General features: G+C 48.0%; 25 protein-coding genes. 17 read left to right on the forward strand and 8 right to left on the reverse strand.

Annotation, left to right across the window (positions count from 1 at the left end):
* The 7 genes from ureA to ureG are packed head-to-tail and all read left to right on the forward strand — an operon-like array spanning position 1 to position 4,385.
* Complete coding sequence (gene ureA, locus QL223_RS03030; RefSeq protein WP_002536054.1) at positions 1-303, forward strand: urease subunit gamma; 303 nt, start codon at positions 1-3, stop codon at positions 301-303.
* Positions 304-312: 9 nt separating this feature from the next.
* A complete protein-coding gene (locus QL223_RS03035) occupies positions 313-669 on the forward strand; it encodes an urease subunit beta (protein ID WP_281543861.1) in 357 nt (118 codons plus the stop codon).
* A gap of 1 nt (position 670) precedes the next feature.
* On the forward strand, positions 671-2,377 hold the full coding sequence (gene ureC / locus QL223_RS03040; RefSeq protein WP_062664477.1) for an urease subunit alpha: 1,707 nt from the start codon (positions 671-673) through the stop codon (positions 2,375-2,377).
* An 8-nt stretch (positions 2,378-2,385) separates the two neighbouring features.
* Complete coding sequence (ureE, locus tag QL223_RS03045) at positions 2,386-2,853, forward strand: urease accessory protein UreE (protein ID WP_281543862.1); 468 nt, start codon at positions 2,386-2,388, stop codon at positions 2,851-2,853.
* A gap of 37 nt (positions 2,854-2,890) precedes the next feature.
* Complete coding sequence (locus QL223_RS03050) at positions 2,891-3,082, forward strand: hypothetical protein (protein ID WP_046305348.1); 192 nt, start codon at positions 2,891-2,893, stop codon at positions 3,080-3,082.
* A 2-nt stretch (positions 3,083-3,084) separates the two neighbouring features.
* Positions 3,085-3,753 carry an urease accessory UreF family protein gene (locus QL223_RS03055; RefSeq protein WP_281543863.1) on the forward strand — a complete coding sequence of 223 codons (669 nt, stop codon included), beginning with the start codon at positions 3,085-3,087 and terminating at the stop codon, positions 3,751-3,753.
* A gap of 11 nt (positions 3,754-3,764) precedes the next feature.
* Positions 3,765-4,385, forward strand: a complete 621-nt coding sequence (ureG, locus tag QL223_RS03060) for an urease accessory protein UreG (RefSeq protein ID WP_046305351.1) — start codon at positions 3,765-3,767, stop codon at positions 4,383-4,385.
* Positions 4,386-4,421: 36 nt separating this feature from the next.
* On the opposite strand, the gene QL223_RS03065 is transcribed toward ureG, so the two are convergent.
* From QL223_RS03065 to QL223_RS03075, 3 genes are all read right to left on the reverse strand, one after another.
* Positions 4,422-5,372, reverse strand: a complete 951-nt coding sequence (locus QL223_RS03065; protein WP_281543864.1) for a TDT family transporter — start codon at positions 5,370-5,372, stop codon at positions 4,422-4,424.
* A 582-nt stretch (positions 5,373-5,954) separates the two neighbouring features.
* Positions 5,955-6,386, reverse strand: coding sequence for an RNA-binding S4 domain-containing protein (locus QL223_RS03070; RefSeq protein WP_046305355.1), 432 nt, complete (start codon positions 6,384-6,386; stop codon positions 5,955-5,957).
* A 456-nt stretch (positions 6,387-6,842) separates the two neighbouring features.
* Positions 6,843-6,965 carry a hypothetical protein gene (locus tag QL223_RS03075; RefSeq protein ID WP_002536038.1) on the reverse strand — a complete coding sequence of 41 codons (123 nt, stop codon included), beginning with the start codon at positions 6,963-6,965 and terminating at the stop codon, positions 6,843-6,845.
* A gap of 211 nt (positions 6,966-7,176) precedes the next feature.
* Between QL223_RS03075 and QL223_RS03080 the strand changes: the two genes are divergently transcribed.
* The 6 genes from QL223_RS03080 (at position 7,177) to QL223_RS03105 (ending at position 12,660) form a co-directional block, all read left to right on the forward strand.
* Entirely contained in the window at positions 7,177-7,476 is a 300-nt protein-coding gene (locus QL223_RS03080; protein ID WP_002536037.1) for a hypothetical protein, read from the forward strand.
* A gap of 123 nt (positions 7,477-7,599) precedes the next feature.
* The gene (gene modA, locus QL223_RS03085; protein WP_281543865.1) at positions 7,600-8,373 is read left to right on the forward strand and encodes a molybdate ABC transporter substrate-binding protein; all 774 of its coding nucleotides are present in this window, start codon (positions 7,600-7,602) and stop codon (positions 8,371-8,373) included.
* A complete protein-coding gene (gene modB, locus QL223_RS03090) occupies positions 8,373-9,065 on the forward strand; it encodes a molybdate ABC transporter permease subunit (RefSeq protein ID WP_281543866.1) in 693 nt (230 codons plus the stop codon). The genes modA and modB overlap by 1 nt, the downstream gene beginning before the upstream one ends.
* On the forward strand, positions 9,062-10,168 hold the full coding sequence (gene modC, locus QL223_RS03095; protein ID WP_281543867.1) for a molybdenum ABC transporter ATP-binding protein ModC: 1,107 nt from the start codon (positions 9,062-9,064) through the stop codon (positions 10,166-10,168). The genes modB and modC overlap by 4 nt, the downstream gene beginning before the upstream one ends.
* 249 nt (positions 10,169-10,417) lie before the next feature.
* Positions 10,418-10,852: a hypothetical protein gene (locus QL223_RS03100; protein WP_002536029.1), complete on the forward strand. Its 435-nt coding sequence runs from the start codon at positions 10,418-10,420 to the stop codon at positions 10,850-10,852.
* Positions 10,853-11,124: 272 nt separating this feature from the next.
* The gene (locus QL223_RS03105; protein WP_281543868.1) at positions 11,125-12,660 is read left to right on the forward strand and encodes a BCCT family transporter; all 1,536 of its coding nucleotides are present in this window, start codon (positions 11,125-11,127) and stop codon (positions 12,658-12,660) included.
* Between the two features lie 18 nt (positions 12,661-12,678).
* Here the strand turns inward: QL223_RS03105 and QL223_RS03110 are convergent, their stop codons facing one another.
* Genes QL223_RS03110 through QL223_RS03125 form a run of 4 tightly spaced genes read right to left on the reverse strand, consistent with a single transcriptional unit; the run spans position 12,679 to position 17,010 of the window.
* Complete coding sequence (locus tag QL223_RS03110) at positions 12,679-13,287, reverse strand: nucleotidyltransferase family protein (RefSeq protein ID WP_002536026.1); 609 nt, start codon at positions 13,285-13,287, stop codon at positions 12,679-12,681.
* Positions 13,288-13,289: 2 nt separating this feature from the next.
* A complete protein-coding gene (locus QL223_RS03115; RefSeq protein WP_002536024.1) occupies positions 13,290-14,312 on the reverse strand; it encodes an XdhC/CoxI family protein in 1,023 nt (340 codons plus the stop codon).
* Between the two features lie 24 nt (positions 14,313-14,336).
* Positions 14,337-16,541 carry a xanthine dehydrogenase family protein molybdopterin-binding subunit gene (locus QL223_RS03120; protein ID WP_281543869.1) on the reverse strand — a complete coding sequence of 735 codons (2,205 nt, stop codon included), beginning with the start codon at positions 16,539-16,541 and terminating at the stop codon, positions 14,337-14,339.
* Positions 16,542-16,545: 4 nt separating this feature from the next.
* Entirely contained in the window at positions 16,546-17,010 is a 465-nt protein-coding gene (locus tag QL223_RS03125; RefSeq protein WP_281543870.1) for a (2Fe-2S)-binding protein, read from the reverse strand.
* Between the two features lie 226 nt (positions 17,011-17,236).
* Between QL223_RS03125 and QL223_RS03130 the strand changes: the two genes are divergently transcribed.
* The gene (locus tag QL223_RS03130; RefSeq protein WP_281543871.1) at positions 17,237-18,124 is read left to right on the forward strand and encodes an AraC family transcriptional regulator; all 888 of its coding nucleotides are present in this window, start codon (positions 17,237-17,239) and stop codon (positions 18,122-18,124) included.
* A 63-nt stretch (positions 18,125-18,187) separates the two neighbouring features.
* Here the strand turns inward: QL223_RS03130 and QL223_RS03135 are convergent, their stop codons facing one another.
* Positions 18,188-18,739, reverse strand: coding sequence for a hypothetical protein (locus QL223_RS03135; RefSeq protein WP_002536016.1), 552 nt, complete (start codon positions 18,737-18,739; stop codon positions 18,188-18,190).
* A gap of 199 nt (positions 18,740-18,938) precedes the next feature.
* Here QL223_RS03135 and QL223_RS03140 point away from each other — a divergent pair, with 199 nt between their 5' ends.
* The 3 genes from QL223_RS03140 to QL223_RS03150 all read left to right on the forward strand — a co-directional run bounded on the left by QL223_RS03140 (position 18,939) and on the right by QL223_RS03150 (position 23,762).
* Positions 18,939-20,414: a cobyric acid synthase gene (locus tag QL223_RS03140; RefSeq protein ID WP_281543872.1), complete on the forward strand. Its 1,476-nt coding sequence runs from the start codon at positions 18,939-18,941 to the stop codon at positions 20,412-20,414.
* A gap of 166 nt (positions 20,415-20,580) precedes the next feature.
* The gene (aroG, locus tag QL223_RS03145; RefSeq protein ID WP_002536012.1) at positions 20,581-21,645 is read left to right on the forward strand and encodes a 3-deoxy-7-phosphoheptulonate synthase AroG; all 1,065 of its coding nucleotides are present in this window, start codon (positions 20,581-20,583) and stop codon (positions 21,643-21,645) included.
* A gap of 665 nt (positions 21,646-22,310) precedes the next feature.
* Entirely contained in the window at positions 22,311-23,762 is a 1,452-nt protein-coding gene (locus tag QL223_RS03150) for an MFS transporter (protein WP_002536010.1), read from the forward strand.
* Positions 23,763-24,088 lie beyond the last annotated feature (326 nt).

A 24,088-nucleotide genomic window follows, 5' to 3' on the forward strand; every position in this document is an offset into this window, starting at 1 on the left:
ATGGAGTTAACCCCGAGAGAAAAGGACAAGCTGCTGCTGTTTACCGCTGCTTTACTTGCCGAACGACGCAAAGAACGTGGCTTGAAGTTGAACTATCCCGAATCTGTCGCGTTGATCAGCGCCGCCATTATGGAAGGTGCGCGAGACGGTCGAACCGTGGCGGAGTTGATGGATTACGGCCGCACTATCCTGACCGTCAATGACGTGATGGAAGGGGTGCCAGAGATGATCCACGACGTCCAGGTGGAAGCCACTTTCCCTGATGGCACCAAGCTCGTCACCGTTCACGATCCGATTGTTTAGGAGGCCAAAATGAAACTAAAAACAGGTTCCTTTACGCCGGGTGAAATTCGCGCAGCAGACGGGGAAATCGAGCTCAATGTAGGTCGCCCAACGGTTACCGTTGATGTAGCAAACACAGGTGACAGGCCAGTTCAGGTCGGCTCTCACTATCATTTCTTCGAAGTAAATGATGCGCTGGTTTTTGAACGCAACATGACAAAAGGATTTCGTCTCAACATTCCTTCAGGTACGGCGGTGCGTTTCGAACCCGGTCAAAGCCGCTCGGTAGAGCTTGTGGCTTACGCGGGTTCCCGCGAAGTGTATGGCTTTCAAGGGCGCTGCATGGGTCCGATAGATGGTGCATCAAACAGCGATAAGGATGATTGAGATGAGTAAGAAAATATCCCGAAGCGCCTATGCAGAAATGTTCGGCCCAACCACTGGAGACTGTGTGCGCTTGGCGGACACCGAACTCTGGCTGGAAGTGGAAAAAGACTTCACGGTTTACGGCGACGAGGTGAAATTCGGCGGCGGTAAAACTATTCGCGATGGTATGGGACAAAGCCAGCGCCCGAGCAGCGAAACACCGGACATGGTGATCACCAATGTTGTCGTGCTCGATTACTGGGGCATCGTAAAAGCGGATGTCGCTGTAAAAGGCGGTCGCATTGCAGGTATTGGTAAAGCCGGCAACCCAGATATTCAGGACAATGTCGATATCATCATAGGCCCAGGTACTGAAGTGGTGGCGGGTGAAGGTCAAATCCTGACAGCGGGCGGCATCGATTCTCATATCCACTTTATCTGCCCGCAGCAAATCGATGAAGCACTGACCTCTGGCGTGACTACTATGATTGGTGGCGGTACTGGCCCAGCGACAGGCACCAATGCGACAACCTGTACTCCCGGACCTTGGAACATTCACCGCATGCTCGAATCGTTGGATGCGTTCCCGATGAACTTCGGTTTGCTGGGTAAAGGTAACGCGAGCTTACCGGACGCGCTGGACGAGCAAATTGCCGCAGGCGCTTGTGGTTTGAAACTGCACGAAGACTGGGGCTCAACGCCAGCAGCGATTGATTGCTGTTTGAGCGTGGCTGAAGTGACCGATACTCAGGTTGCGATCCATACCGATACACTCAACGAGTGTGGCTTTGTGGAATCGACGCTGAATGCCATTGGCGATCGCGTCATACATACCTATCACACCGAAGGGGCGGGCGGTGGTCACGCGCCGGACATCATCAAAGCGGCAGGCCTTGCGAACGTTTTGCCGTCTTCAACCAACCCAACACGTCCTTATACGGTCAATACGGTGGATGAACACCTCGACATGTTGATGGTGTGTCACCACCTTTCACCTTCAATCGCCGAAGACATCGCGTTCGCGGAATCCCGTATTCGCCGCGAAACCATTGCGGCGGAAGACATGCTTCACGACATGGGCGCGTTTTCGATGATTTCGTCAGACTCGCAAGCCATGGGACGAGTCGGTGAAGTCATCCTTCGTACCTGGCAAACCGCGCACAAGATGAAAGTGCAGTTTGGTGCGTTGGAAGGCGACAGCAGCTATAGCGATAACGCGCGCATTAAACGCTATGTGGCGAAATACACCATCAACCCGGCGATTACTCATGGCGTCGCCCATGAAGTCGGCTCGATTGAAAAGGGCAAGTTGGCGGACCTGGTACTTTGGAAGCCAGCTTTCTTTGGTGTGAAACCTTCGCTGGTGATCAAAGGCGGCTTAATTGCTACCGCGCCAATGGGCGATCCTAACGGCTCCATTCCAACGCCTCAGCCTGTGCATTACCGCCCGATGTTTGGTTCTTTTGGTGCTGGCCCAGCGCAGAGCTCGCTGTTGTTTATGTCTCAGATGTCAATTGATAACGGTGTACCAGAAATGCTGGATCTGAAGAGTGGTGCAGTGGCGGTGAAGAACTGCAGAAACATCCGCAAAAAAGACATGAAACTGAACGACTGGCAGCCAACGATCGAAGTGGATCCTCAAACCTATGAGGTTCGTGCTGATGGCCAATTACTGGTTTGCCAGCCTGCTGATGTGTTGCCGATGGCGCAACGTTACTTCCTGTTCTGAGGTGAAAAATGATCGAATTTACAGAAATCATCAAAGCATCGGATGTCAGGGAAAGTGATATCACCGAATTGGCGACCATTCACCTGGGCATTGATTCAAGAATAAAAAGCCGTATCCGCGTCACGTTGGACAACGGCAGTGAGGCTGGGTTGTTTCTTCCCCGTGGGCAAACGCTTCGCGGTGGTGATGTGTTGGTATCAACCTGCGGCCACCAAGTTCGTGTTATCGCGGCAGAGGAAAAAGTATCAACCGTACACGCTGATGATGGCGTGTTATTGGCTCGGCTCGCTTACCACTTGGGTAACCGCCATGTACCGTTGCAAGTGGGTGATTGGTGGGTACGTTATCAGCATGACCACGTTTTAGACGAAATGGTGGGATTACTCGGAGGCCGTGTGGTGATCGAAATGGCCCCTTTTGAGCCAGAAGCGGGCGCTTATGGCGGCCACCCATCCGGTCATCACCATCATCATTGATTTTAGATTTAATACATTCAGTCAAGGAGACAGGACTATGAAAAAATTACTTATCGCTGCGTTGGCATTGCCATTTCCCGCGTTTGCACACATCACTGGTGAACCACATGCTGAGACGCCGCATCATATTTTGGCCACCGCGCAAGCACACCCATTTGAAACAGTATTAATGCTGGTGGCTGCGGCGGGAATTGGCTACATGATTCACCGCATGTTCAACGGGCGCTAGTCATGCAATCCGATTATCGTCTGTTTCAACTGATTAGCCCTTCTTTGCCAGTGGGGGCGTTTAGCTACTCACAAGGTTTGGAGTGGGCGATAGAAACAGGCTGGGTTGATAGTGAATCTGTATTGAAGGACTGGCTGGTGAGCTTGGCAACAGACAGCTTGCAACAGCTCGAACTGCCCGTGCTTCGCCGCGTTTTCGCTGCACTGGAGTCAGATGAAGTTGTGACGGCAAATCATTGGTGCGATTGGCTGTATGCCAGCCGCGAAACGATGGAACTAAGAACGGAAGAGCTCCAGCGTGGACGCACCATGCTGAAGCTGTTGCAGCAGCTTGAGCTGGTTGAAGCGGAAAGCCAGTTAGATGTGTTGCTGGCGAAAAGTCAGGTCGCAGGCTTCGCGTATGCCGGAATGAAATGGGGCATTGAAGAAGAATCTCTTTGCCACGGCTATGCATGGAGTTGGTTGGAAAACTGTGTCGTCGCTGGTGTGAAAATGGTGCCGTTAGGACAAACAGCGGGACAGCGTGTGTTGATGGATGTGTCAGATGCTTTGCAGGAAGTCGTCGAAGCGTCGCGTTTTATCGCTGACGAACAAGTTGGCTCTTTTGCACCAGCGCAGGCCATCGCGTCGAGCTGCCATGAAACGCAATACACGCGGCTATTCCGCTCATAAGGAGAATGAAGATGGATTATAAACAACCGCTAAGAGTCGGTGTGGGTGGCCCGGTAGGGTCAGGAAAAACGGCGCTTTTAGAAGTGCTATGTAAAGCCATGCGTGATACCTATTCGGTGGCTGTCGTCACCAATGATATCTATACCCGCGAAGATCAGCGCATTCTGACCGAAGCCGAGGCGTTGCCTGCAGAACGCATTGTTGGGGTGGAAACAGGCGGTTGTCCGCATACCGCGATTCGTGAAGATGCATCAATGAATCTTGAAGCTGTTGAGGGATTGGCAAAGCTTCATAAAGATCTGGATTTGGTGTTTATCGAAAGCGGCGGCGATAACCTGAGTGCCACGTTTAGCCCAGAACTCGCTGATCTGACAATCTACGTGATTGATGTGGCAGAAGGCGAGAAGATCCCACGCAAAGGTGGGCCGGGCATTACACGTTCCGACTTACTGGTGATCAACAAAATCGACTTGGCACCTTACGTCGGTGCAAACCTCGATGTGATGGATTCGGATACCAAAAGAATGCGTCCGGTGAAACCTTATGTCTTTTCCAACCTGAAAGAAGGTGTGGGGCTGGCGGAAGTGATTCATTTCCTCGAGACGGAAGGAATGCTAAAGAAAGCGGGTTGATAAACCCGCTTCTCATTTTGTTATATCTAGCGCTATTTACTTACCAAACCCATAGTGTCGGCAATAGCAAAAACTGACCCAGCTCACCAGAAGCGTTGCGACGGTCAGTTCGACCAGACCTAATCGCTCCAGCCATGTCCAGTGTGGGAAGTCCTTGCCTAACCAGAGAATCAATCGCTCCATAGCAACGGCACTGATAACCGAAGGGAAGGTCAGTGCTGCGAGCGTGGGCTGGAAGGGCTCTTTGAGTAGGTCGATGTAGCAGAGATAAACGAACAGGGTCATCATGATACCGACTCCGGCCAAGGCGCCAGCCAAAACAGGATCAGGAGTTGGCATGTTGACCAAATACGCGGTGAGCGCAAGGTTCACCGGTGCTGCCATGATTGCCAGTACCGGACGTGAGTTCCTCGGTAAACTTTCCAAAAAGCAAAGCCGATAAAGCACAAATGGCAACATGCAGAAATACGCACCGATACAGATGTGGGCCAGCAGGGCAGACTCGTTGTCAAACCCCAGTTTTGGACCTGCCAATGTGCTGCTGATTAACCCGACTGGATATAGGAACCAACTCGGGTAGATGTTGCACTTCTCAAAGTTCTTCAACTGATGAAAGAAGAAATAACACATCATGAAGATGTGCATCGTCATCGCTGGATACCAGACAACGGCTGCCACGCTGACATTCACTTCTGCCAGAAAATCTGCCATCAACAATAGCGACATAGTCATGGGCGCCATCAAGCTACCGTAGAGCGGGTCTCGGAGATCCTGGAAGAAACGCTTTGGCTCAAAGATATATTTGAGCCAAACAGGACCAATCAACAAAATGCCGATTGTAGAAAGAATGGGGCGGGTGAGATGTCCAGTTATTGGTTGGTAGAGAGACCATGCGACACCTAGCCCAAAAAATGCCATCGCAAGGGAAGACTGGGCGGTAGGTATAAATCGAAATGGGGAGTGGAAAGCCGTCAATCTAACATCCATGAGCTAACTGCAGAGTGGGCATTATACGCCTGCTGATTTATGGTTGTGAGTGCGTTTGCGAAATTTCTTTATTAATTTCAGACAATAGGGGCAGCGAATTTCTGGAAGTATCGTTCAGGCCTTGTATGGCAAGGGTTTAAAGCATAATTCCTGCCGAAAAATCACCCCAAAAGACTGATATTGTCGAAAGCGGAAACCTGATCACAATCACAGAAATGCAATCTAGCCCCTTCGTCAAGGTTACCTATAATCAAATTGCACCCAGAAATTTAGACGAATGAGGATGAGCTTTGAAGCTCGAGTCCGCCGGGCAAAAGAGTGCTGGCGACGAGTTTGGGTCGCATAACAATTTGGAATGTTACACCAGTGTAGAAATACACCAAAACTGAAAAAGTCCTTACACACCACATAGCCCATGAGATGCAAATGCACGAGGCACGGTAGCTCAACGTAGTGAGCAATGTGAGGCACGCTATATCTACGACAACACCACAGTATTCGATTTTCAACCTTTAGAGTTAAGCAAAAAGCCACCGTTTAGGTGGCTTTTCTTCGTGTGGCGTTTCTTTGTGAAGTCGGGATTCAGAAAGAAATGCTTCGTCTACCATTTTCCGCGCGCTCTTCGTTTTGAGGCTTCGCTTTTCCTTTTGCTGGTTTTGTTGGCTTTGCCGTTTGCTTTTTAGCGGTTTGCTTCTGTGCTTTTGGCTTTTGAATTGCCTGTTGTGGTTGCTGCTGTTTAGGCTTTTTCTGCTTTGGTTCAACCGGCGCAGGTGGCGTGTCACAAAGCACTACGTAAAACTCTTCGTTAAACGCAATCACGTCGCCATCATAGATTTTGCAACGTTTACGGGTTTCTACTTCGCCGTTCACGAAGACATAGCCTTCAGCGATCGCCATTTTGGCTTCACCACCACCGCTAACGGCGTTGGCGATCTTTAATACTTTATAAAGTTCTACTGGCTGGGAAGAGACTTCGATACCTAACGCTTCTACTTCAATTTCTTCGTGCGACATCTTCGCTACTCATTTCTTTGTAATTTGCTCGCTGGGAGTTTAGCGTAAGATTCGTTGTCTGTGCACTCTGAAACGCACGAATGACGTGGTATTGATAGAATTAATGATACTCTATTCAGGTGAGCTGTTTTGGTGCAGAACTGTGACCTGAACGTCATGCACACGTTCGGAATCTCTTGAAACTTGAAAAGGGATGTAATAAAAATACTTTCGTTGTGACAAGTTCTGGAATTTTTTTCAATTTCCACTGTCATATCATTAGCTTCATCCTGCATCTACGAATGAATCTTTCATTCTTAAGAAGTGTGCTCCTTGAGGTAAACGAATAAGGGGAGACAGCCAATAAGTTGGCAAATGCAGATGAAGTGTATTTTAAACACTCAGGAATGTAATGCGTGCGCACTTTCGTTCAAGAAGGTCGGCTCATTTTAACCTGATTAAAAAAAGAGGTGTTCTCTATGAGTAATAAAGCAAGACGCCTGTGGTTTTACCATCAAAGTAAAACGCAAAAGACGCGTCCATCAAAACTGCGTTAATCGCAAAGATACCAGAAACGCCATTCGGCGTTTCTGGTTCCAAAATCTCCTCCCAAAATTCTCTCTATCCCGATTACATCCTCGCTTTCTTGATACTTGCACAGAAAAAGTGGGGCAACTGTCAGAAAATTCTATTTAAAATCAGTATCCCAACCCGATGCTGGCTACACTTTAACCATGCCTGCTGATATACAAAAATAACGATTTAATCAGGACGCAACACAACAACTAACATGGATGTCGGGAGAGAAAAAATGAATGTATTGTCTTGGGAGAATATATCCAAGTTAGCCGGACATACTGTTCAACTGATCGATGGTGCAGAAAACGAATACGATGTGTTGGTTGAGGCGGTCAATGAAGGCGAAGGCAATGGCACGACGAAAAATGACCGTCTTGTTGAGAACTTCACCATGGTATTGGTTGGCCCTGATGAAACTGAATTTCCTCAAGGGAATTATCTGATTTCCCACCACTCAATGGGACAGCAAATTCTTTATATGATGCAAGCTGGTAACAATCGCTACACCATCACTATTAACACAGAGGCGTAAGGGCTTACGCCTCTTTTGTACGCTTACTCGCCAAGTAAGTTGTTGTCTCTCGTATTGAATTCCCGTCTTGATAGATTCGTTGTTATGATACTGCTTTTCTGTCTTCAATTTACCAGAGGCGGTATGCAACGCATTCTTCTCATATTTCTCTCGCTCACTCTGCTGTTGTCTTCTCCGGTCTTCGCCCGCGAAGAGGTCTTGGTATTTGCGGCTTCTTCAATGACAACAGCGCTGAATGACATTGTTGATCAATACGAGCTTGAAACAGGAAAGAAGGTGGTTGTTTCTTATGCTTCTTCTTCAGCACTTGCAAGGCAGCTGGCCTATGGTGCACCAGCGGATATTTATATTTCGGCGAATGAAAAGTGGATGGCTTATGCCGTTGAGCAAGGCGTGATTGAACCCACTGCGGTAACACCTTGGGTAGAAAACCAATTGGTTATCGTGGCAGGACGTGATGGTAAAACCCTCGATGGCCTCAATCAGCAAGATCTTGTTGCTGCCATCGGCAATAGTCGGCTGGCGATGTCTGACCCTGGACATGTGCCTGCGGGTATCTATGCCAAAGAATCTCTTGAAACCTTGGGGTTTTGGGGGAGCGTGAAAAGTAAATTGGCATTATCAAACAGCGTGAGAGCCACACTAGCGTTGGTGGAGCGTGGTGAGGCGCCGCTTGGTATTGTGTATTTTTCTGATGCTAACGCTTCTTTGCAGGTAAAAATTGCTGCTGAGATTCCTGCTAACTCGCACGCGCCTATCGTGTTCCCTAAAGCGCTAACGAAAGAAGCAAACGCAGAGGCTAAGGCTTTCTTTCGATTTTTGAATTCAGATGCCGCGACGAAAATTGTCACCAACAATGGCTTTGTGGTGATGCCAAAACAGAGCAATGATCACTAATGTTACTCACACCTGTTGAATGGGAAGCGCTGACACTCAGCCTGAAAATATCGTTTGTCGCTGTGGCTGCAAGTTTGCCTTTGGGTATCGCGATGGCTTGGCTACTCGCAAGAAAAGATTTTGCGGGAAAATCTCTGTTAGATGGCTTTATCCACCTGCCTTTGGTGTTGCCACCTGTCGTGATTGGTTATTTGCTATTGGTTGTGATGGGGCGTCGTGGCGCGGTAGGAAGTTGGTTGTATGACACCTTTGGCATTTCTTTTTCGTTCAGTTGGAAAGGCGCTGCATTAGCGTCTGCTGTGGTGGCATTTCCACTATTGGTGCGTGCGGTCAGGCTCTCCATCGAGCTCGTGGATAGCAAGCTTGAACAAGCTGCACGCACCTTGGGGGCGTCTCCCTGGCGTGTGTTTTTCACCATTACGTTGCCACTGATAGCACCGGGTATTCTCTCTGGTGTGGTGTTGGCTTTTGCCCGTAGCTTGGGTGAATTTGGCGCAACCATTACATTCGTTTCGAATATTCCCGGTGAAACCCAAACCATTCCTCTTGCGATGTTTGCCTTTCTTGAAACACCTGGTGCGGAAGAAAGCGTGGCACGTCTTTGCATCCTTTCTATTGTGATTGCGTTACTCTCACTGTTTGGCTCTGAATGGCTGAGCCGTCGAATGAAAAAGAAGATGGGGCTGTCATGATTACGCTGTCGCTAAACGTTGATCACAAGCCTTTTCAGCTTAGGGTGAATGAAACGATCCCTTCATCGGGCATTACCGCTGTGTTTGGTCGTTCCGGCGCGGGTAAAACGTCACTCATCAATGCCATCAGCGGCCTGGTTAAACCTGAATCCGGACAAATAGCGCTCGGGGATAAAGTGTTGTTTGATAGCTCTGCCGGCATTGACCTCGCCCCTGAGCGCAGACGTATCGGTTATGTGTTTCAAGAAGCGCGTCTGTTTCCTCACATGTCGGTCGAGAAGAACCTCAAATACGGTCAGCCAAAGGAAAACCGCCCTAAGTTTGAAGAAGTCACCGAGTTATTGGGGATTGAACACCTACTGAAAAGGCATCCCGCCGCGCTATCTGGTGGTGAGAAGCAGCGTGTGGCGATAGGGCGGGCGCTTCTGTCTGAACCTGAACTGTTGATCATGGATGAGCCGACCGCTTCCTTGGACGGGCCGCGTCGGCAAGAACTGATTCAGTATTTGCTTCGATTGGCAGCTTCCTTAAATATTCCTGTGCTCTACGTTAGTCACAGTTTGGATGAAATCCTTCAGATTGCAGACAACATGCTGATCTTGAATGAAGGTCAGGTTGTTGCCAATGGACCGCTTCATGATGTTTGGGGTTCTGCGCCAATGCGTCCTTGGCTTTCGGCGAAAGAACAGAGTGCTCTTGTCAGCGCGAAGCTGGTAGGGCATCACGCTAAATATGGGATGGCTCAATTGGACTTGGAAGGTGAGACCATTTGGGTAACAAAGGTTGATGATGCGGAAGGTGCTTTGCTTCGCCTTCGGATTTTTGCCAATGACATTTCTATAGTGAAATCCCGCCCTGTCGATACCAGTATCCGAAATGTATTGCCCGCTATTGTAGATGACGTTTGTGTTTCCGAGTGCGAAGAGAATGCCTCGGGCTATTGTCAGGTCGCGTTACGAATTGGTAACCAAAGATTACTGGCAAATATAACCCAATGGGCAGTCGATGATCTTCAGTTATCACAAGGTGATACAGTCTATGCGCAGCTTAAGGGCGTGAGCGTCACCAAAGGCGATTTGGCATACCAGCACAAGAATTTTTAATAATTTCTATGCCGTTTCTATCGCAAATTGAAGTAGAATTCCTCAGTGCTTGCCGTATACCGTGTGACATTCGCTAACCGCATTTTTTGTTGTTAAACGATAAGGTGTACGAATGAAACGCACTGGGAGGGCGACTTGTATCATGCGTCGCAAAAATACCTCCTAAAAACAAGCAACAGCATAATTTTCACGAGCAGATTAGATACTCTCGTTGAGTAGATGGCTCGTGATGAGTAGTAGGAGAGATAAATGTTTGCATGGCTAACCGGCCTGTTTAAGAAAGAAAAGCTCAAGTCGACGGATTGGGTTAAGAAGCTCATGCAAGCCAATCGTTCTGGTAGCTACGGAAAATACAGCGAGTACTATGACAAGCATGTAACCCGTATCCATCAGTCTTATCACAAAGACTTTCAGCGATTCGAACGCTTTGCTATTCAAAGCTACAAGAAGGACGACCAGCGTGCGTTTATTGCGATTAAGACCGCTATGTATGCGCACAAGCTTAACCAGATCAAAGTTGCGGCGTGTCTGACGGCATCTGTCATCAATTACAACAAGATGCTGCTGGAAGGAAAGAAAGTGCAGATCCACCCCAGGTTGGTGCGTGCAGCCACTTCGCTTCATAAACAAATTATTGAAGCTCACGCGAGCTCAAAGAAGAAAAAGACCAAAGAAAAAGCCTGAGAAATCAGGCTTTTTTGTATGCTGTTCCCAAACGCCCGCCATATCGTCTCATCATAAATCGTTAGAGATCGAGGGGTTTATCTTCCCTTTCAACTGGTGTGAAAAACGCTATGGGTTGACTAATGCCATTAAATACAATGAGTTAAAACACACCTGCGTCTATTGGTCTGGAGTTCCAATGTAACGGAAAGCTTAGTGATCAAATAAAAGTGATAGATATCACATAATGGTTTTGCTAAGGTGTCGCCCCTCACACACAATGTGAGAGCACAATGACTTTTACTTCTCTTTTTAAGGCTGAGAAGCTGGTGTCGACACTGACCATTAGCTTTTTCGCGCTGTTCCTCTTTGCGGCCGTCTATGACATGTCGCTCTTCTCTCAAACCATCAACCAAATATTCGGGTTAGCGGCAAATGAATTCGGCGTTTTCTGGCAATGGCTGATGGTGGCAAACCTCGCTTTGGCTTTGGTAATTGCTGTTTCTCCATTTGGTAAGCTGAAACTTGGCGCTCAACAAAAACCGGATATCAGCGCGTTTCGCTGGATCTCGATGATCATGTGTACCTTACTGGCTGGCGGTGGCGTATTTTGGTCAGCCGCTGAGCCGGTGTATCACTTCCTTTCGCCTTCTCCTTCCTATTCCGGCATTGAACAACACACTGAAGCCGCAGCGACTGCAGCCCTGAGTCAGAGTTTTCTTCATTGGGGATTTCTCGCTTGGGCGGTTTTAGGCACGCTTGCGACAATCGTTCTCATGCATGCCCACTACGAAAAGGGACTGAAGCTAAGGCCCCGTGCATTGCTATATCCCCTGTTTGGCGAGCGTTTCGAAAAGCATTGGTTCGGTGCCGTCGTAGATGCTTGTTCTATTGTCGGTGTGGCAGCAGGAACCATTGGTCCCATCGGTTTTTTGGCGAGCCAATTGGGTTTCAGTATTGAAGCTTTATTTGGTATCGAAAATACCATGAGCACACAAGTGATGATTCTCATGGCGGTCGTAGCGATTTACTCGCTGTCTGCCTTTACGGGAATGGATAAGGGACTTCAGTGGCTTTCTAAACTCAATGTGCTTGGCGCGTTGGCTTTGCTTCTATTTGTGTTGGTATTGGGGCCGACCTCTTTCATCTTCGGTTCGTTTGTCACTGCATTCGGTAGTTATCTAGAGCATTTTTCTTCAATGAGTCTAGATACCGAAAAAGCAGCTTGGATGACCAACTGGACGTGGTTTTTCTGGGGATGGTTCATTGGCTTTGCGCCCATGATGGCGATTTTCATTGCCAAAATATCTCGTGGGAGAAGCATTCGCGTATTGATCTTAGCAGTTGCCGTGGGCTCACCGATTGTCACCAATTTCTGGTTTACTGCGCTGGGTGGCACGGGGATTTTCTTTGAGTTGACCAATCCGGGGGCGATATCCGGCCCAATGGCGGGGGCGGGATTACCGGGTGTGCTGATCGCGACGCTTCAACAACTCCCTCTTCAATTTATATTGGTACCTGCATTTCTGATACTCACCACGACCTTTGTGGCAACAACGGGCGATTCCATGGCGTATTCCATTGCTGTCGTCACGTCAGAAGACGCGACACCATCTAAGCATCAAAGACTGTTTTGGGCGGTGATGTTGGGTGTGGTTGCAGCCGTATTGCTAACGGCTGGAAATGGAGGCTTCGCAGCATTGCAGTCATTTATCGTGATTACAGCAGTGCCAGTTTCGTTGTTGATAGCCACGACACTGATTTCTGCGCCATTGGCTTTGAAATGTATGTCTGCGACTAACGCAAGGACTCAGGAGGTGTTGGCCTGATTGGCGAACATGGCGTCGTTACCAAAGCGACGCCATGTGATTCAGGTAATGAATGTAGTTATCTAGGTCTTCCTGAGTGTCGATATCTATGTTGCACTGATCAATAGCAACCACATTCACCACATGTTTGCCATTGTTAAGCAGATGCTTAGCGCCTGCATCGCCTTTCAACGTTTTAAGCTCTTCAAACATGGTTTTCGATGCAATCGCTGGTACACCCACTGTATCGTGATACTGGCAACAAACTGCGTCGTTAATGTGTTCAATAAAGACTTTCCAAAGCAGTTCGACATTATCACTGCTTACTGCTGGTTGGTCGGCAAGCATAAATAGAATGGCATCATAGTCGTTCTCAAGTTTCTCCGTCACCGAAGATATAACGCTGCCAATTCCTTCTTTCCAGCAGTCGATATATAAGATTTCTGCTGGCCAATCGTTGTCTTTGCAGGCTGCTTCGATCTCTTTATGCCAAAACCCTGTTGTGATGAAAATATCCTGAGTAACAGGAACTGCAGCGTTGATAGGGAAGCTGATGAGCGGAGAGCCATTGATTTCAGCCAGCGCTTTGCATTCGCGAAAACGTGAAGCGCGGCCAGCAGCGAGGATCACTGCGGCAAGATTTATCATTCTTATACTATTCCACTGAAAGATTTGGCGTTTGAATCGTTAAGAGCCGCCATACATTCTGACAGAATAGAAAGTCCAATCCCTTCTGGCAATGCTGCACCCAGTTGCAACCCTGCTGGTCCTGCAAGTTTGCACGGTAATTGTGATTCCTGTAACTCTGCGGTTTGCAGAACGTCTTCTTTTCTATGTGCTGGGCCAAGTAGGGCAAGATAACGTAAACGCGTATCCGTGAGCGATTTCAATACGGAGGCGTCGAGAGAAACACTGTGCGTCATTACTACTGCAGCATCCACATGCTTTTCGTTGCAGAAATACCCCAAGGTCTCTGCCTGTTCTCGCAGGATGTGATGCGCGGTTTGAAAGTAATCGCGTCTTGCATTTGCTGGGCGGGGGTCCCAAAGCGTGACGCGCCAACCTAATTGATGAGCAAGGGAAACTATCGGCCTAGCATCAAACCCTCCACCACATACGAGAAGGTGAGTAGGGGGTTGAATGAAGGTTTTCAGCCAGCGCTGATGACCTTCATCAAGTCTTTCACCAATGGTGTTTTTATCGGCCTCTAGCTGGTGAGTCTTCTCTGAGGGGATATAGTTCGCCTCTATTTCAGCGCTGTTCTTGACGATACGCTGATAGTAGAAGCCGGATCGTCTTTGTTCTAACTGAGCGCGAATAACATCGAGGCTTAAGTAGCCGTTACTCTTGTGGATTGGCTGCAGCATGATGTGAACGGTGCCGCCACAGCCAATACCAAGTTGGAAAGACAAATCGTCTTCATCTTGGCTGTCATAAGTCAACGTGCAGGCTTCACCTGTCATCATCACCTTTTTTGCATGACGCTGGATGTCTGATTCCAGACACCCTCCGCTAAGCATACCGAGTTGTTGACCCAAACTACTGAAAAGCATCATTGCACCGGCTTTTCGGTAACAAGGTCCTTCCGTTTCGTAAACCGTGCCGAGTACCCACTCGGCATTGTCTCTTTCCGGATACCACTCGTTTAGCAAGTAATGTAGGTGGTTTGCCATTATCCTTCCTTGATGACGTTGAGGTTAAGACAGCTTCATTGGCAGATTGTGTAATCGCTGGCCAGTTGCAGCAAACACGGCGTTTGCGACAGCAGGGGCGATAGGTGGTGTACCAGGTTCACCAACACCTGTTGGTGCTTCGGCAGACGGCACAATGTGTACCTCAATCTCTGGCATCTGCATTTCCCTTAGCACCAGATAGTCATGGAAATTTGACTGCACCGTGGCACCATCCTGCAGTGTTATTTCGCTGACAAGCGCTGGAGACAGACCAAATCCGATACCGCCTTGCATCTGGGTTTTGATGATGTCCGGGTTGATGGCAACGCCGCAATCAACGGCACAAACGACCTTGTCGACGGTGATTTGGCCATTCTCGACAGTGACTTCAACAACCTGAGCAACAAAGGTACGAAACGACTCATGAACGGCAACACCGCGCCCTTTACCTTTCGGCAGTGGTTTGCCCCAGTCTGATTTCTCGACAGCCAAATTCAGAACGCCAAGATGGCGGGGATGGTTTTTAAGCAAAGCTCGGCGCAGTTCGACCGGATCTTTCCCTGTTTTATGTGCCAGTTCATCAAAGAAGGTTTCGGTTGAAAATGCGGTGTGCGTATGTCCCACTGAGCGCCACCACAAAACGGGTACCGGTTGCTGAACGGTATGCAGCTCAACGGCTAAGTTGGGAATCGCATAAGGCAAAGTGGAAGCGCCTTCAACAGAAGATGAGTCGACACCGTCTTTGACCATGAAGCCCTCAAATGCCGTGCCTGCAGCAATAGATTGCCCAACGATGCGCTGCTCCCAAGCAGTAATGTTGCCTTCGTTATCAATGGCACCACGGATTTTGTGAATGTACATTGGGCGGTAATAACCCGCGCGCATGTCATCCTCACGTGTCCACACCAATTTGACGGGCACACCAGGCTGCGTTTTGGCAATCATTGTCGCTTCAACAACGTAGTCTGCCTGAGGGTTAGCTCGACGCCCGAAACTGCCCCCTGCAAACAAGGTGTTGATGGTCACATTCTCTGGCTTGATACCAAGGACGGTAGCAACAGCAAACTGATCGATCGTTTGAATCTGCGCGCCGTACCAAAGCTCAGCCTTACCATCGTCAGCCAGAACCACACAGTTCATGGGTTCCATTGGTGAATGGGAAAGGTAGGGGAAATAGTAAGTCGCTTCGACAACGTTTTCGGCGCTTTCGAGAACTTTACTGGCTTCACCTTCGCTGCGGGCCGGAAGGCCGGGCGTTTGGGCAAGTGCCGTGTATTCAGTTTTGAGCTGTTCAGTGTTCTTGGTGAACGCAGAGCGATCCCATTCAATCGACAATTTGTCGCGTCCCGTTTTTGCACTCCAGAAATCTTTTGCAATCACCGCAATACCTGTCGGGATCTGCACAACATCGACAACGCCGGGAGATTGCTTGGCTGCAGTGGCATCAAATGAAACGACTTTTGCACCAAATGCCGGTGGATGAGCCACTAACGCGGTCAGCATGCCTTCCAGTTGAACGTCCTGTGTGAAGGTTGCTGTGCCGTTGCTTTTGCCTTTATCTTTACGTGCTGTTCCCGTTTTACCGATGATGGTGAATTGGTCCGGCGTTTTTAGTACTACTTGATCATCAGCAGGCACTGATTGGAGTGCTGCGAGCTCGGCCATCTCACCATAGCTGGCTGATTTTCCTGCACCAGAATGGGACAACGTGCTGTTGCTCGCCATGATTTCTGCAGCAGGGACTTCCCAGACTTTGGCAGCAGCGTTCACCAGCATTGTTTTGGCTTTGGCGCCAGCCATGCGAAGCTGCATAAAGGAGTTTGCGATAGCAGTACTGCCGCCTGTACCTTGCACTGGGCCAAACAACAGGTTGTTATATTCGTTGGCATTTGCTGGAGCTGCCTCTGTAGTGACTTTGCTCCAATCTGCATCGAGTTCGTCAGCAGCAATCGTTGCCAGGCCCGTCGTCACACCTTGGCCCATGTCCAAGTGTTTAATCATGATGGTGATTGTGTCATCTGAACCGACGCGCACAAAAGCGTTGGGTTCAAAAGGCTTACCCGCTGTTTCGCTGGCACCGGCTGCAACAGAAGGAAGATGAACACTTAAGGTTAAGCCAGCACCGGCTGTTGACATGAGTTTAATGAAGTTACGGCGGCTGGCTCCCACCTGTTTAGTATTTTTGAGGAAAGCCTCTTCAGGCACATAACCGTTCAGAAAATCGCGCATGGTTCTATCCCTGTTTCAGTTCAGTGGCAGCTTGCTTGATTGCTTCACGAATACGGACATAGGTTGCACAGCGACAGATGTTTCCGTTCATGGCTGCATCAATGTCCGCGTCGGTAGGGGATGGATTGCTGGCAAGTAGTGCGCTGGCAGCCATGATCTGGCCTGATTGGCAGTACCCACATTGCGGCACTTGAATCTCTTCCCAAGCGGCTTGAATGGCTTTGGAAGCCTTTGACTCAATACCTTCAATGGTGGTGATTTTCTGCCCTGCAACAGCAGACACTGGAGTGACACAAGAACGAATGGGTTGACCACTCATATGAACAGTACACGCGCCACATTGTGCGAGACCGCACCCGAACTTAGTGCCTGTTAAGTTGAGGTTGTCACGAATAGCCCAGAGTAATGGGGTGTCTGCAGGTACATCGAGCTCAAGATCCTGTCCGTTAATATTCACGGATACGCTCATGGTAGTCTCCTTTCGTACATAGAACGGCAGCGTATTTGGCTTTAACACACGCAACTGTAGTCACTAGCCTTTATTTACTATGTATTCTATTTGAGGCTAATGTTATCGAGATGTTCCAGAACTCTTGCCTATTACTCCGGAATTAATTAGGAGTATCATTCTAAATGCTTATTTAGTGTCATAATCCTACGGTTGTGTAGATAATGCTTAGCAAAAGGTTAATGAAATGGAGTTTGCCTCATCGCTTGCAAAGCAAGTGTTTGAAAAAGTGAAGGGTGAGTGTGGTCAACCGTCTGAAATAGAGGGTTTAAAGCTGTATGCGAGCTTGGAGAAGGTTGATCTGATGCCGATAGTGCTCCAGCCTTCAATTTGTTTTGTGTTGCAAGCAGAAAAGCACGTCTCCACAGGAAAGCAAACCTTTGTCTACAGTGAAGATACCTACCTAATCAACTCTGTTACGCGGCCCGTAGAAGCAAGCCTTTTAGATGTTAGCCAAGAGAGGCCTTATGTGGGTTTCAGTCTGGCGATAGACCAGCAAATGGTCGGCCAATTGATGATGGAAATGTCGCCTTGGCAGCAGGAAACCTCTTCGCTACCGCAGCGCGACTTTACTCAGTCGACCAAAATGACCCCGGCCATTGAAAACGTGGTGGTTCGATTGTTGGGTTTGCTGGATAACCCAATGGATCGCGACATTTTAGCGCCTTCAATATTTAGAGAACTTTACTACGAAGTATTGAAAGGGCCTGGTGGTGGATTGCTACGCAATTGCGTGAGTAACCATGCGGGAGCCAACCGTATTGCACCGGTTGTTCATTACATTGAGCAGAACTTTGAAAGAAATTTGGCGATTGAGGAGATTGCGAGCGTAGCGGGAATGAGCGCTTCGACGCTTCATGAGCATTTTAAGCAGGTTACGACAGTTTCGCCGATGCAGTATGTGAAATCACTCAGGCTGCATAAAGCCAGATCGATGCTTTCTTCAGGGTATCAAGTAGCGGAGGTTTGCTATGAAGTGGGATACAGCAGTCCGTCTCAATTCAGCCGCGAGTTTAAGCGCTATTTTGGTTTTACGCCAAGCGAAGCACGTTCTTTGGTTACAACCATTGAATAATGGCAATGTAACACCAAACAAAAGCGGGCGTTAAGCCCGCTTTTAGTTGATTTGATATTTGGGTTAGAAGTTGAACAATACGTCGAAGTAGAACTGTTCTTTGTACAAGCCGTTTGCTCGATAGGTTGCGCCTACAGAGAGCACATCTGTTGAATGGAATCTACCGCCTAATTCTACGACCGAACGGGTGTCGTCAGAATCAAAAGCAATTTGGCCAACGAGAAGGTTTGCTTCTATTTGAGGTAATATCCATGCTTTCCCGCCGACATTCACGCCGTAAGCCAATTCTCCCCAATCGTGCTTGTCATCTTCGGGGAATTTAACAGAATAAATGCGTGCGTCACCATGTATATCTACAAAGCCGTTAACAGGGGCGTGAAAGCCAACTCCACCTGAGACAATCCAGTCTCCTTCAAACTGGCTGCTCCCATTGGCAATAAAATGCGCACCATCCATAAACGCCATTCGGCCTGTTGCTCCAAGCCCTGATGGGTTACCAGTAAAACCGACTTCCAAATTGGTGTAGTTAAAATTGGTCGCCATTGCGGCTGATGAAGTCAAGGTCATTGCAGTCATAATTGCTTTGATAGCAAATGATTTTTTTAAATTTTTCACAGCATTCCTTGCAGCTAAGGTTTGTTGCAACATGTTACTGAGTGTATGGCTACCTGTGCGAAAACTTTAGTGGCGATGCAAATAACTTTGACAAGGGTTACAAAGAATTTGCGGCTAGACGATGGCGCTAGCATTTTTTTGCAATGACTGTGATATCTTTGCCGCTCAAGTCAAAGTTTCATATCTTTCGGATTCCTTCATGTTACCTACTTCTAAAGCCCTTATGGTTCAGGGCACAACGTCCGATGCTGGAAAAAGTGTCATTGTCGCGGGTTTATGCCGCGTGCTTGCCCGCCGAGGGGTGAAAGTGGCCCCGTTTAAGCCACAGAATATGGCGCTTAACAGTGCAGTGACAAAAGATGGAGGCGAGATTGGGCGCGCGCAGGCGTTTCAGGCATTTGCTTGTGGTATTGAACCAACGGTGCATATGAATCCTATATTGTTGAAGCCAAGTACTGATTGCGCCGCACAGGTTATCGTGCAGGGAAAGGCCGTTGATGCCATGGATACGATTGGCTTCCGATCTTACAAAGCATTTGCGATGACGCCTGTGTTGGACTCTTTTTCAAAGCTCAGCTCAGAATATGAGTGTGTGTTGATTGAAGGTGCGGGCAGCCCAGCCGAGGTCAACCTGCGTGAAAATGACATCGCGAACATGGGCTTTGCAGAGGAGGCAGATGTTCCGGTAATTATCGTGGCTGATATCGACCGTGGTGGCGTGTTTGCTCATCTTGTTGGCACTTTGGATTGTTTGTCTCAATCGGAACGTGATCGTGTAGTTGGTTTTGTGATCAATCGTTTTCGAGGTGATGTGAGTCTATTGGAGCCGGGACTTGAATGGCTTGAGGAGAAAACAGGAAAGCCTGTTATTGGTGTAGTGCCTTATCTACAGGGCTTGATGCTTGATGCCGAAGACGCAATAGACACCAAACAGGACGAACTCGATTCCAGCGGTAGCATTCTCAACGTTGCGGTGCCTGTCCTCCCACGTATTAGCAATCACACAGACTTCGATGCACTGCGAGCTCATCCACAGGTTAACTTGGAATATGTGGCGCCGGGAAAACCAATTCCTTCGTGTGATTTGATTGTACTGCCGGGCAGTAAAAGTGTGATTTCAGACTTAACCAGCCTGAGAGAGTTTGGTTGGGATAAACAAATTCAAAAACACCTGAGATATGGCGGTAAAGTCGTTGGTATTTGTGGTGGTTATCAGATGCTAGGAAAACATATTTCAGACCCATTGGGGCTGGAAGGTCACAAGTTGGAAACAAAAGGACTTGGTTACCTTGATGCAATGACTGTGATTGAAAAAGAAAAAGTGCTGACCCAAAAATCGGGACATCTTCACCTCAATGGAAAGGTGAGTCCAATCACGGGCTATGAGATCCATATGGGTGTGACCACATCAAAAGGTGTGAGCCCTGTCGTCTGTGAAGAGGGTGATGATGGTCTGATCAACTCAGATAACAATATCTTCGGGACATACTGGCATGGGTTGTTCGATCAACCAGAGGCACTCAAGCTCATTCTTGAATGGGCTGGGCTAGAAGATACTAAAGATATTGATTTAGTTAAAGAAAAACAACATAGTCTAGACGTGCTGGCGGACACGCTTGAAGAATATCTGGATTTGGGGCTCTTGTTCTCAAACACCTTGAAAACTGATTGCTAGCACATGATTACCGTTAGTCAATATTTTAGTGGTATAAAAATATTATAAAAAGCGTAAAAATAGGTTTGCACTCTTATTGGAATGGCGATAAGTTAACAACAAATAAGTAGGGAATACGCACTCCATCAAAGATGGTGGATGTGAAGAATGTAGCAAGGGTGAATGAATGAGCTTCCATCAAACAGACGATGTCCGAATTAGTAAAATCAAAGAACTACTGCCACCGGTAGCGGTGCTGGAGAAGTTTCCTGCAACTGAAACAGCGTCTGAAACAGTGTTTAACGCTCGTCAGGCTATCCATAACATTCTGAATGACACAGACGATCGCCTTCTCGTCATCATTGGTCCTTGTTCGATTCACGACCCTGAAGCTGCGGTTGAATACGGTAAAAAGCTAAAAGTGCTGCGTGACCAACTGAGCGACAGACTGGAAATTGTGATGCGCGTTTACTTTGAAAAACCGCGTACCACTGTTGGCTGGAAAGGCCTGATTAACGACCCGTACTTGGATAACAGCTTTAAATTGAATGATGGTCTGCGTATTGGACGAAAGCTGCTGCTGGACATCACTGACATGGGATTGCCAACGGCAGGTGAGTTCCTCGATATGATCACGCCACAGTACATGGGCGATTTGATCAGCTGGGGGGCGATTGGTGCACGTACGACAGAGTCTCAGGTTCACCGTGAGCTGGCCTCGGGTTTGTCTTGTCCTGTTGGCTTCAAGAATGGCACTGACGGTAACATCAAGATTGCTACCGATGCGATTCGCTCAGCAGAGTCGCCTCACCATTTCCTGTCTGTGACGAAGTTTGGTCACTCAGCAATTGTTGAAACGGCTGGGAACGAAGATTGCCACATTATTTTGCGAGGTGGTAAAGAGCCAAACTATTCTGCAGAGCACGTTGCAGCTATCACTGAGCAGTTGGATGCGGCAAAACTGCGCAATAAGTTGATGATTGACTTCAGCCACGCGAATAGCAGTAAACAATACCAGCGTCAGGTGGTTGTAGGTGAAGATGTTGCAAACCAAATCGCAGGCGGAAATGACGCTATCTTCGGTGTGATGATTGAAAGCCACCTTGTGGAAGGTCGTCAGGATTTGGTTGACGGTAAAGCGCCGACCTATGGTCAGAGCATTACAGATGCATGTATTGGCTGGGAAGACACCGAGAAAGTGTTAAATATTCTGGCAGATGCAGTTCAAGAACGACGCGCCAGTAAACGATAAGCGCTGCTAGGGGCTGTTGACCTTTGGTGGTTAAATTTCGTTCTCGCTATAAGCGTTTTAGGCGCGGCGAGGTGTGTGCCGCCTAGTTATTCTAAGCAAACACACCTCAACAAAGCATAAAACGCTTAGAGCAGAACCCTTCGGGCAGCGTTTGTGGGGAATTTCTGCTGCGTTATCGGCTTCTCATGTAGGCTAGCTACACATCGAAGCCTCTGCCTTGCATAAAACCCCCACAAACTGCTGCAAAAATCATCACCAAAGGTCAACAGCCCCTAGCTCCACTTAATTTAAAGCCGCCAAGTTTTGTGACTTCGGCGGCTTTTATTTTGTCTTTTTGTTGCTGTTAACGCCTCTTCTAAACTAACCATTCTCGAACACAAAGTCTCCTTAATAAGACTTGTTACTTTGTTTTTCATAAAAAATCGCTTGCTATCAGCGGAACCAAAAAATAGGGCGATTCGCGACAAATTCAGCACATAATCGTGCAATCAAACTGTAATTAAACGCCTTTCCGGCAGCATTTCTTATTCCCGCTATTTGCAACCAAAGAAAGCGCTTTCAGAGTGTGGTTTTGGAGATATATATCGTATGAGCTCGATTTGCTGTGTTTTAGCATAGCTAGGTAATATTCCAACACGGTATTCACATATGGTTAACATTTTGCTATGTCACAACAAGTAGAAACAACAGCAGGTGAGCTTCACGACGCTAGGGAAAGCGTTCCAGTCATTCAGAAAGGGGCTTATGGTGCAGGTACGCTGACGCTTAACCTCCTCCCTGGTGCTTTGGGTGTTTTCTCCTTCTTCCTTATTACCGCATTCGGCATGGACCCTTTCCTGGCAGGTCTGTTAGGTGGTCTTCCAAGGCTGTTTGATGCTATTACAGACCCAATAATGGGTTTTATCACTGATAACACCAAATCACGTTGGGGTAGACGACGTCCTTATATTGTCGTTGGTGCAATATTGAGTGGCGTGTTCTTTGCCATGCTATGGCAACTCGATCCTGAAGCGTCACAAGAGTATAACTTCTGGTATTTCCTCATTTTCTCTTTGATCTTCACCATTGGTAACACGATGTTCGCAACGCCGTTTGTTGGTTTGGGTTATGAAATGACCTCTGACTACAACGAACGCACCCGCCTGATGGCTTTTGCAAATACCATGGGTCAGGTAGCTTGGATGATTGTGCCTTGGTTCTGGGTATTGATTGCTGACCCTGACCTGTTCAGCAGTCAGGCTGAAGGTGTTCAACAACTGTCACTGTTTGTAGCGGGCGCATGTATTACCTTGGGCATCCTACCGGGACTGTTTTGTAAAGGTATCGATGCTTCAGACATGGGTAACCGTGCAGAGATTTCCTTTAAAACCATTTTCTCTAACCTGAAGGAAGTCTTTAAAGGTATTAAACAAGTCTTTAGAAACAGGCCTTTTGTCCGCCTTTGTGGCGCGACCTTCTTGGTATTTAATGGCTTCCAGCTTGTTGCATCTTTCAGCTTCTTCATCATCGTATTCCACATGTTTGGTGGTGATTACGGTGCAACGGGTACATGGCCAGCATGGTTCTCAACCGTTAGCGCGATAGTAACTGCATTCCTGGTTATTCCGGTAATCTCATGGATGGCGAGCAAATGGGGCAAGCGCAACGCATTTGTTATCTCTACCGCGATTTCAATTGTTGGTTACGGTCTTAAGTGGTGGGGCTTTGACCCAAGCAACCCTTGGATGATCTTTATGCCAATCCCATTGATGTCGTTCGGTATTGGCGGTTTGTTTACGCTGATGATGAGCATGACGGCTGACGTCTGTGACATGGATGAACTGGACAATGGCATGCCTCGTAAAGAGGGGACGTTTGGTGCTATTTACTGGCTGATGGTTAAGATTGGTCAAGCACTGGCGCTTATCCTTGGTGGTCTTGTGTTGAAAGTGGTTGGCTTCGATCCAGGCGCAGGCGCGCAGTCTGTTGAAACCATCACTAACCTGCGCCTTGCAGATATCATCATTCCAGCAACTACGGCATTCCTGGCGATTCTGGTTATGTGGAAATATGACCTGACTGAAGAGAAAGCACGTGCAATCAAACAAAAACTGATTGAGCTGCGCGGCGAACTGTAATTCTCATCATGAATGAACTAAGCGAGGCTTTGGCCTCGCTTTTTCGTTATCTGCCTTAAACCACCTCCGATGGACTGGTGATCGTTTAATCGGTTTTTTGCTAAAGAGAGATTTACTGTTTCGAACTGTCAGAATTCTTGGTGCACTAAGTCCTGCTTCCACTCTTGAATATTATCAATGCATCATCTCGAAAGAGATAAAGCAGCGTTGTGGATAATTCAGTTTGAAGTACTAGAGACTTTGATCGGTTTAAAGACCAGAGCCCCTGTTATAAGCGTCTTGTAGTCACTTGCTCTACAAGTGGATTCTTACCACCACTTTAAAAA

The organism is Grimontia sp. SpTr1 (genome assembly GCF_947387585.1).
GTDB lineage: Bacteria > Pseudomonadota > Gammaproteobacteria > Enterobacterales > Vibrionaceae > Enterovibrio > Enterovibrio indicus.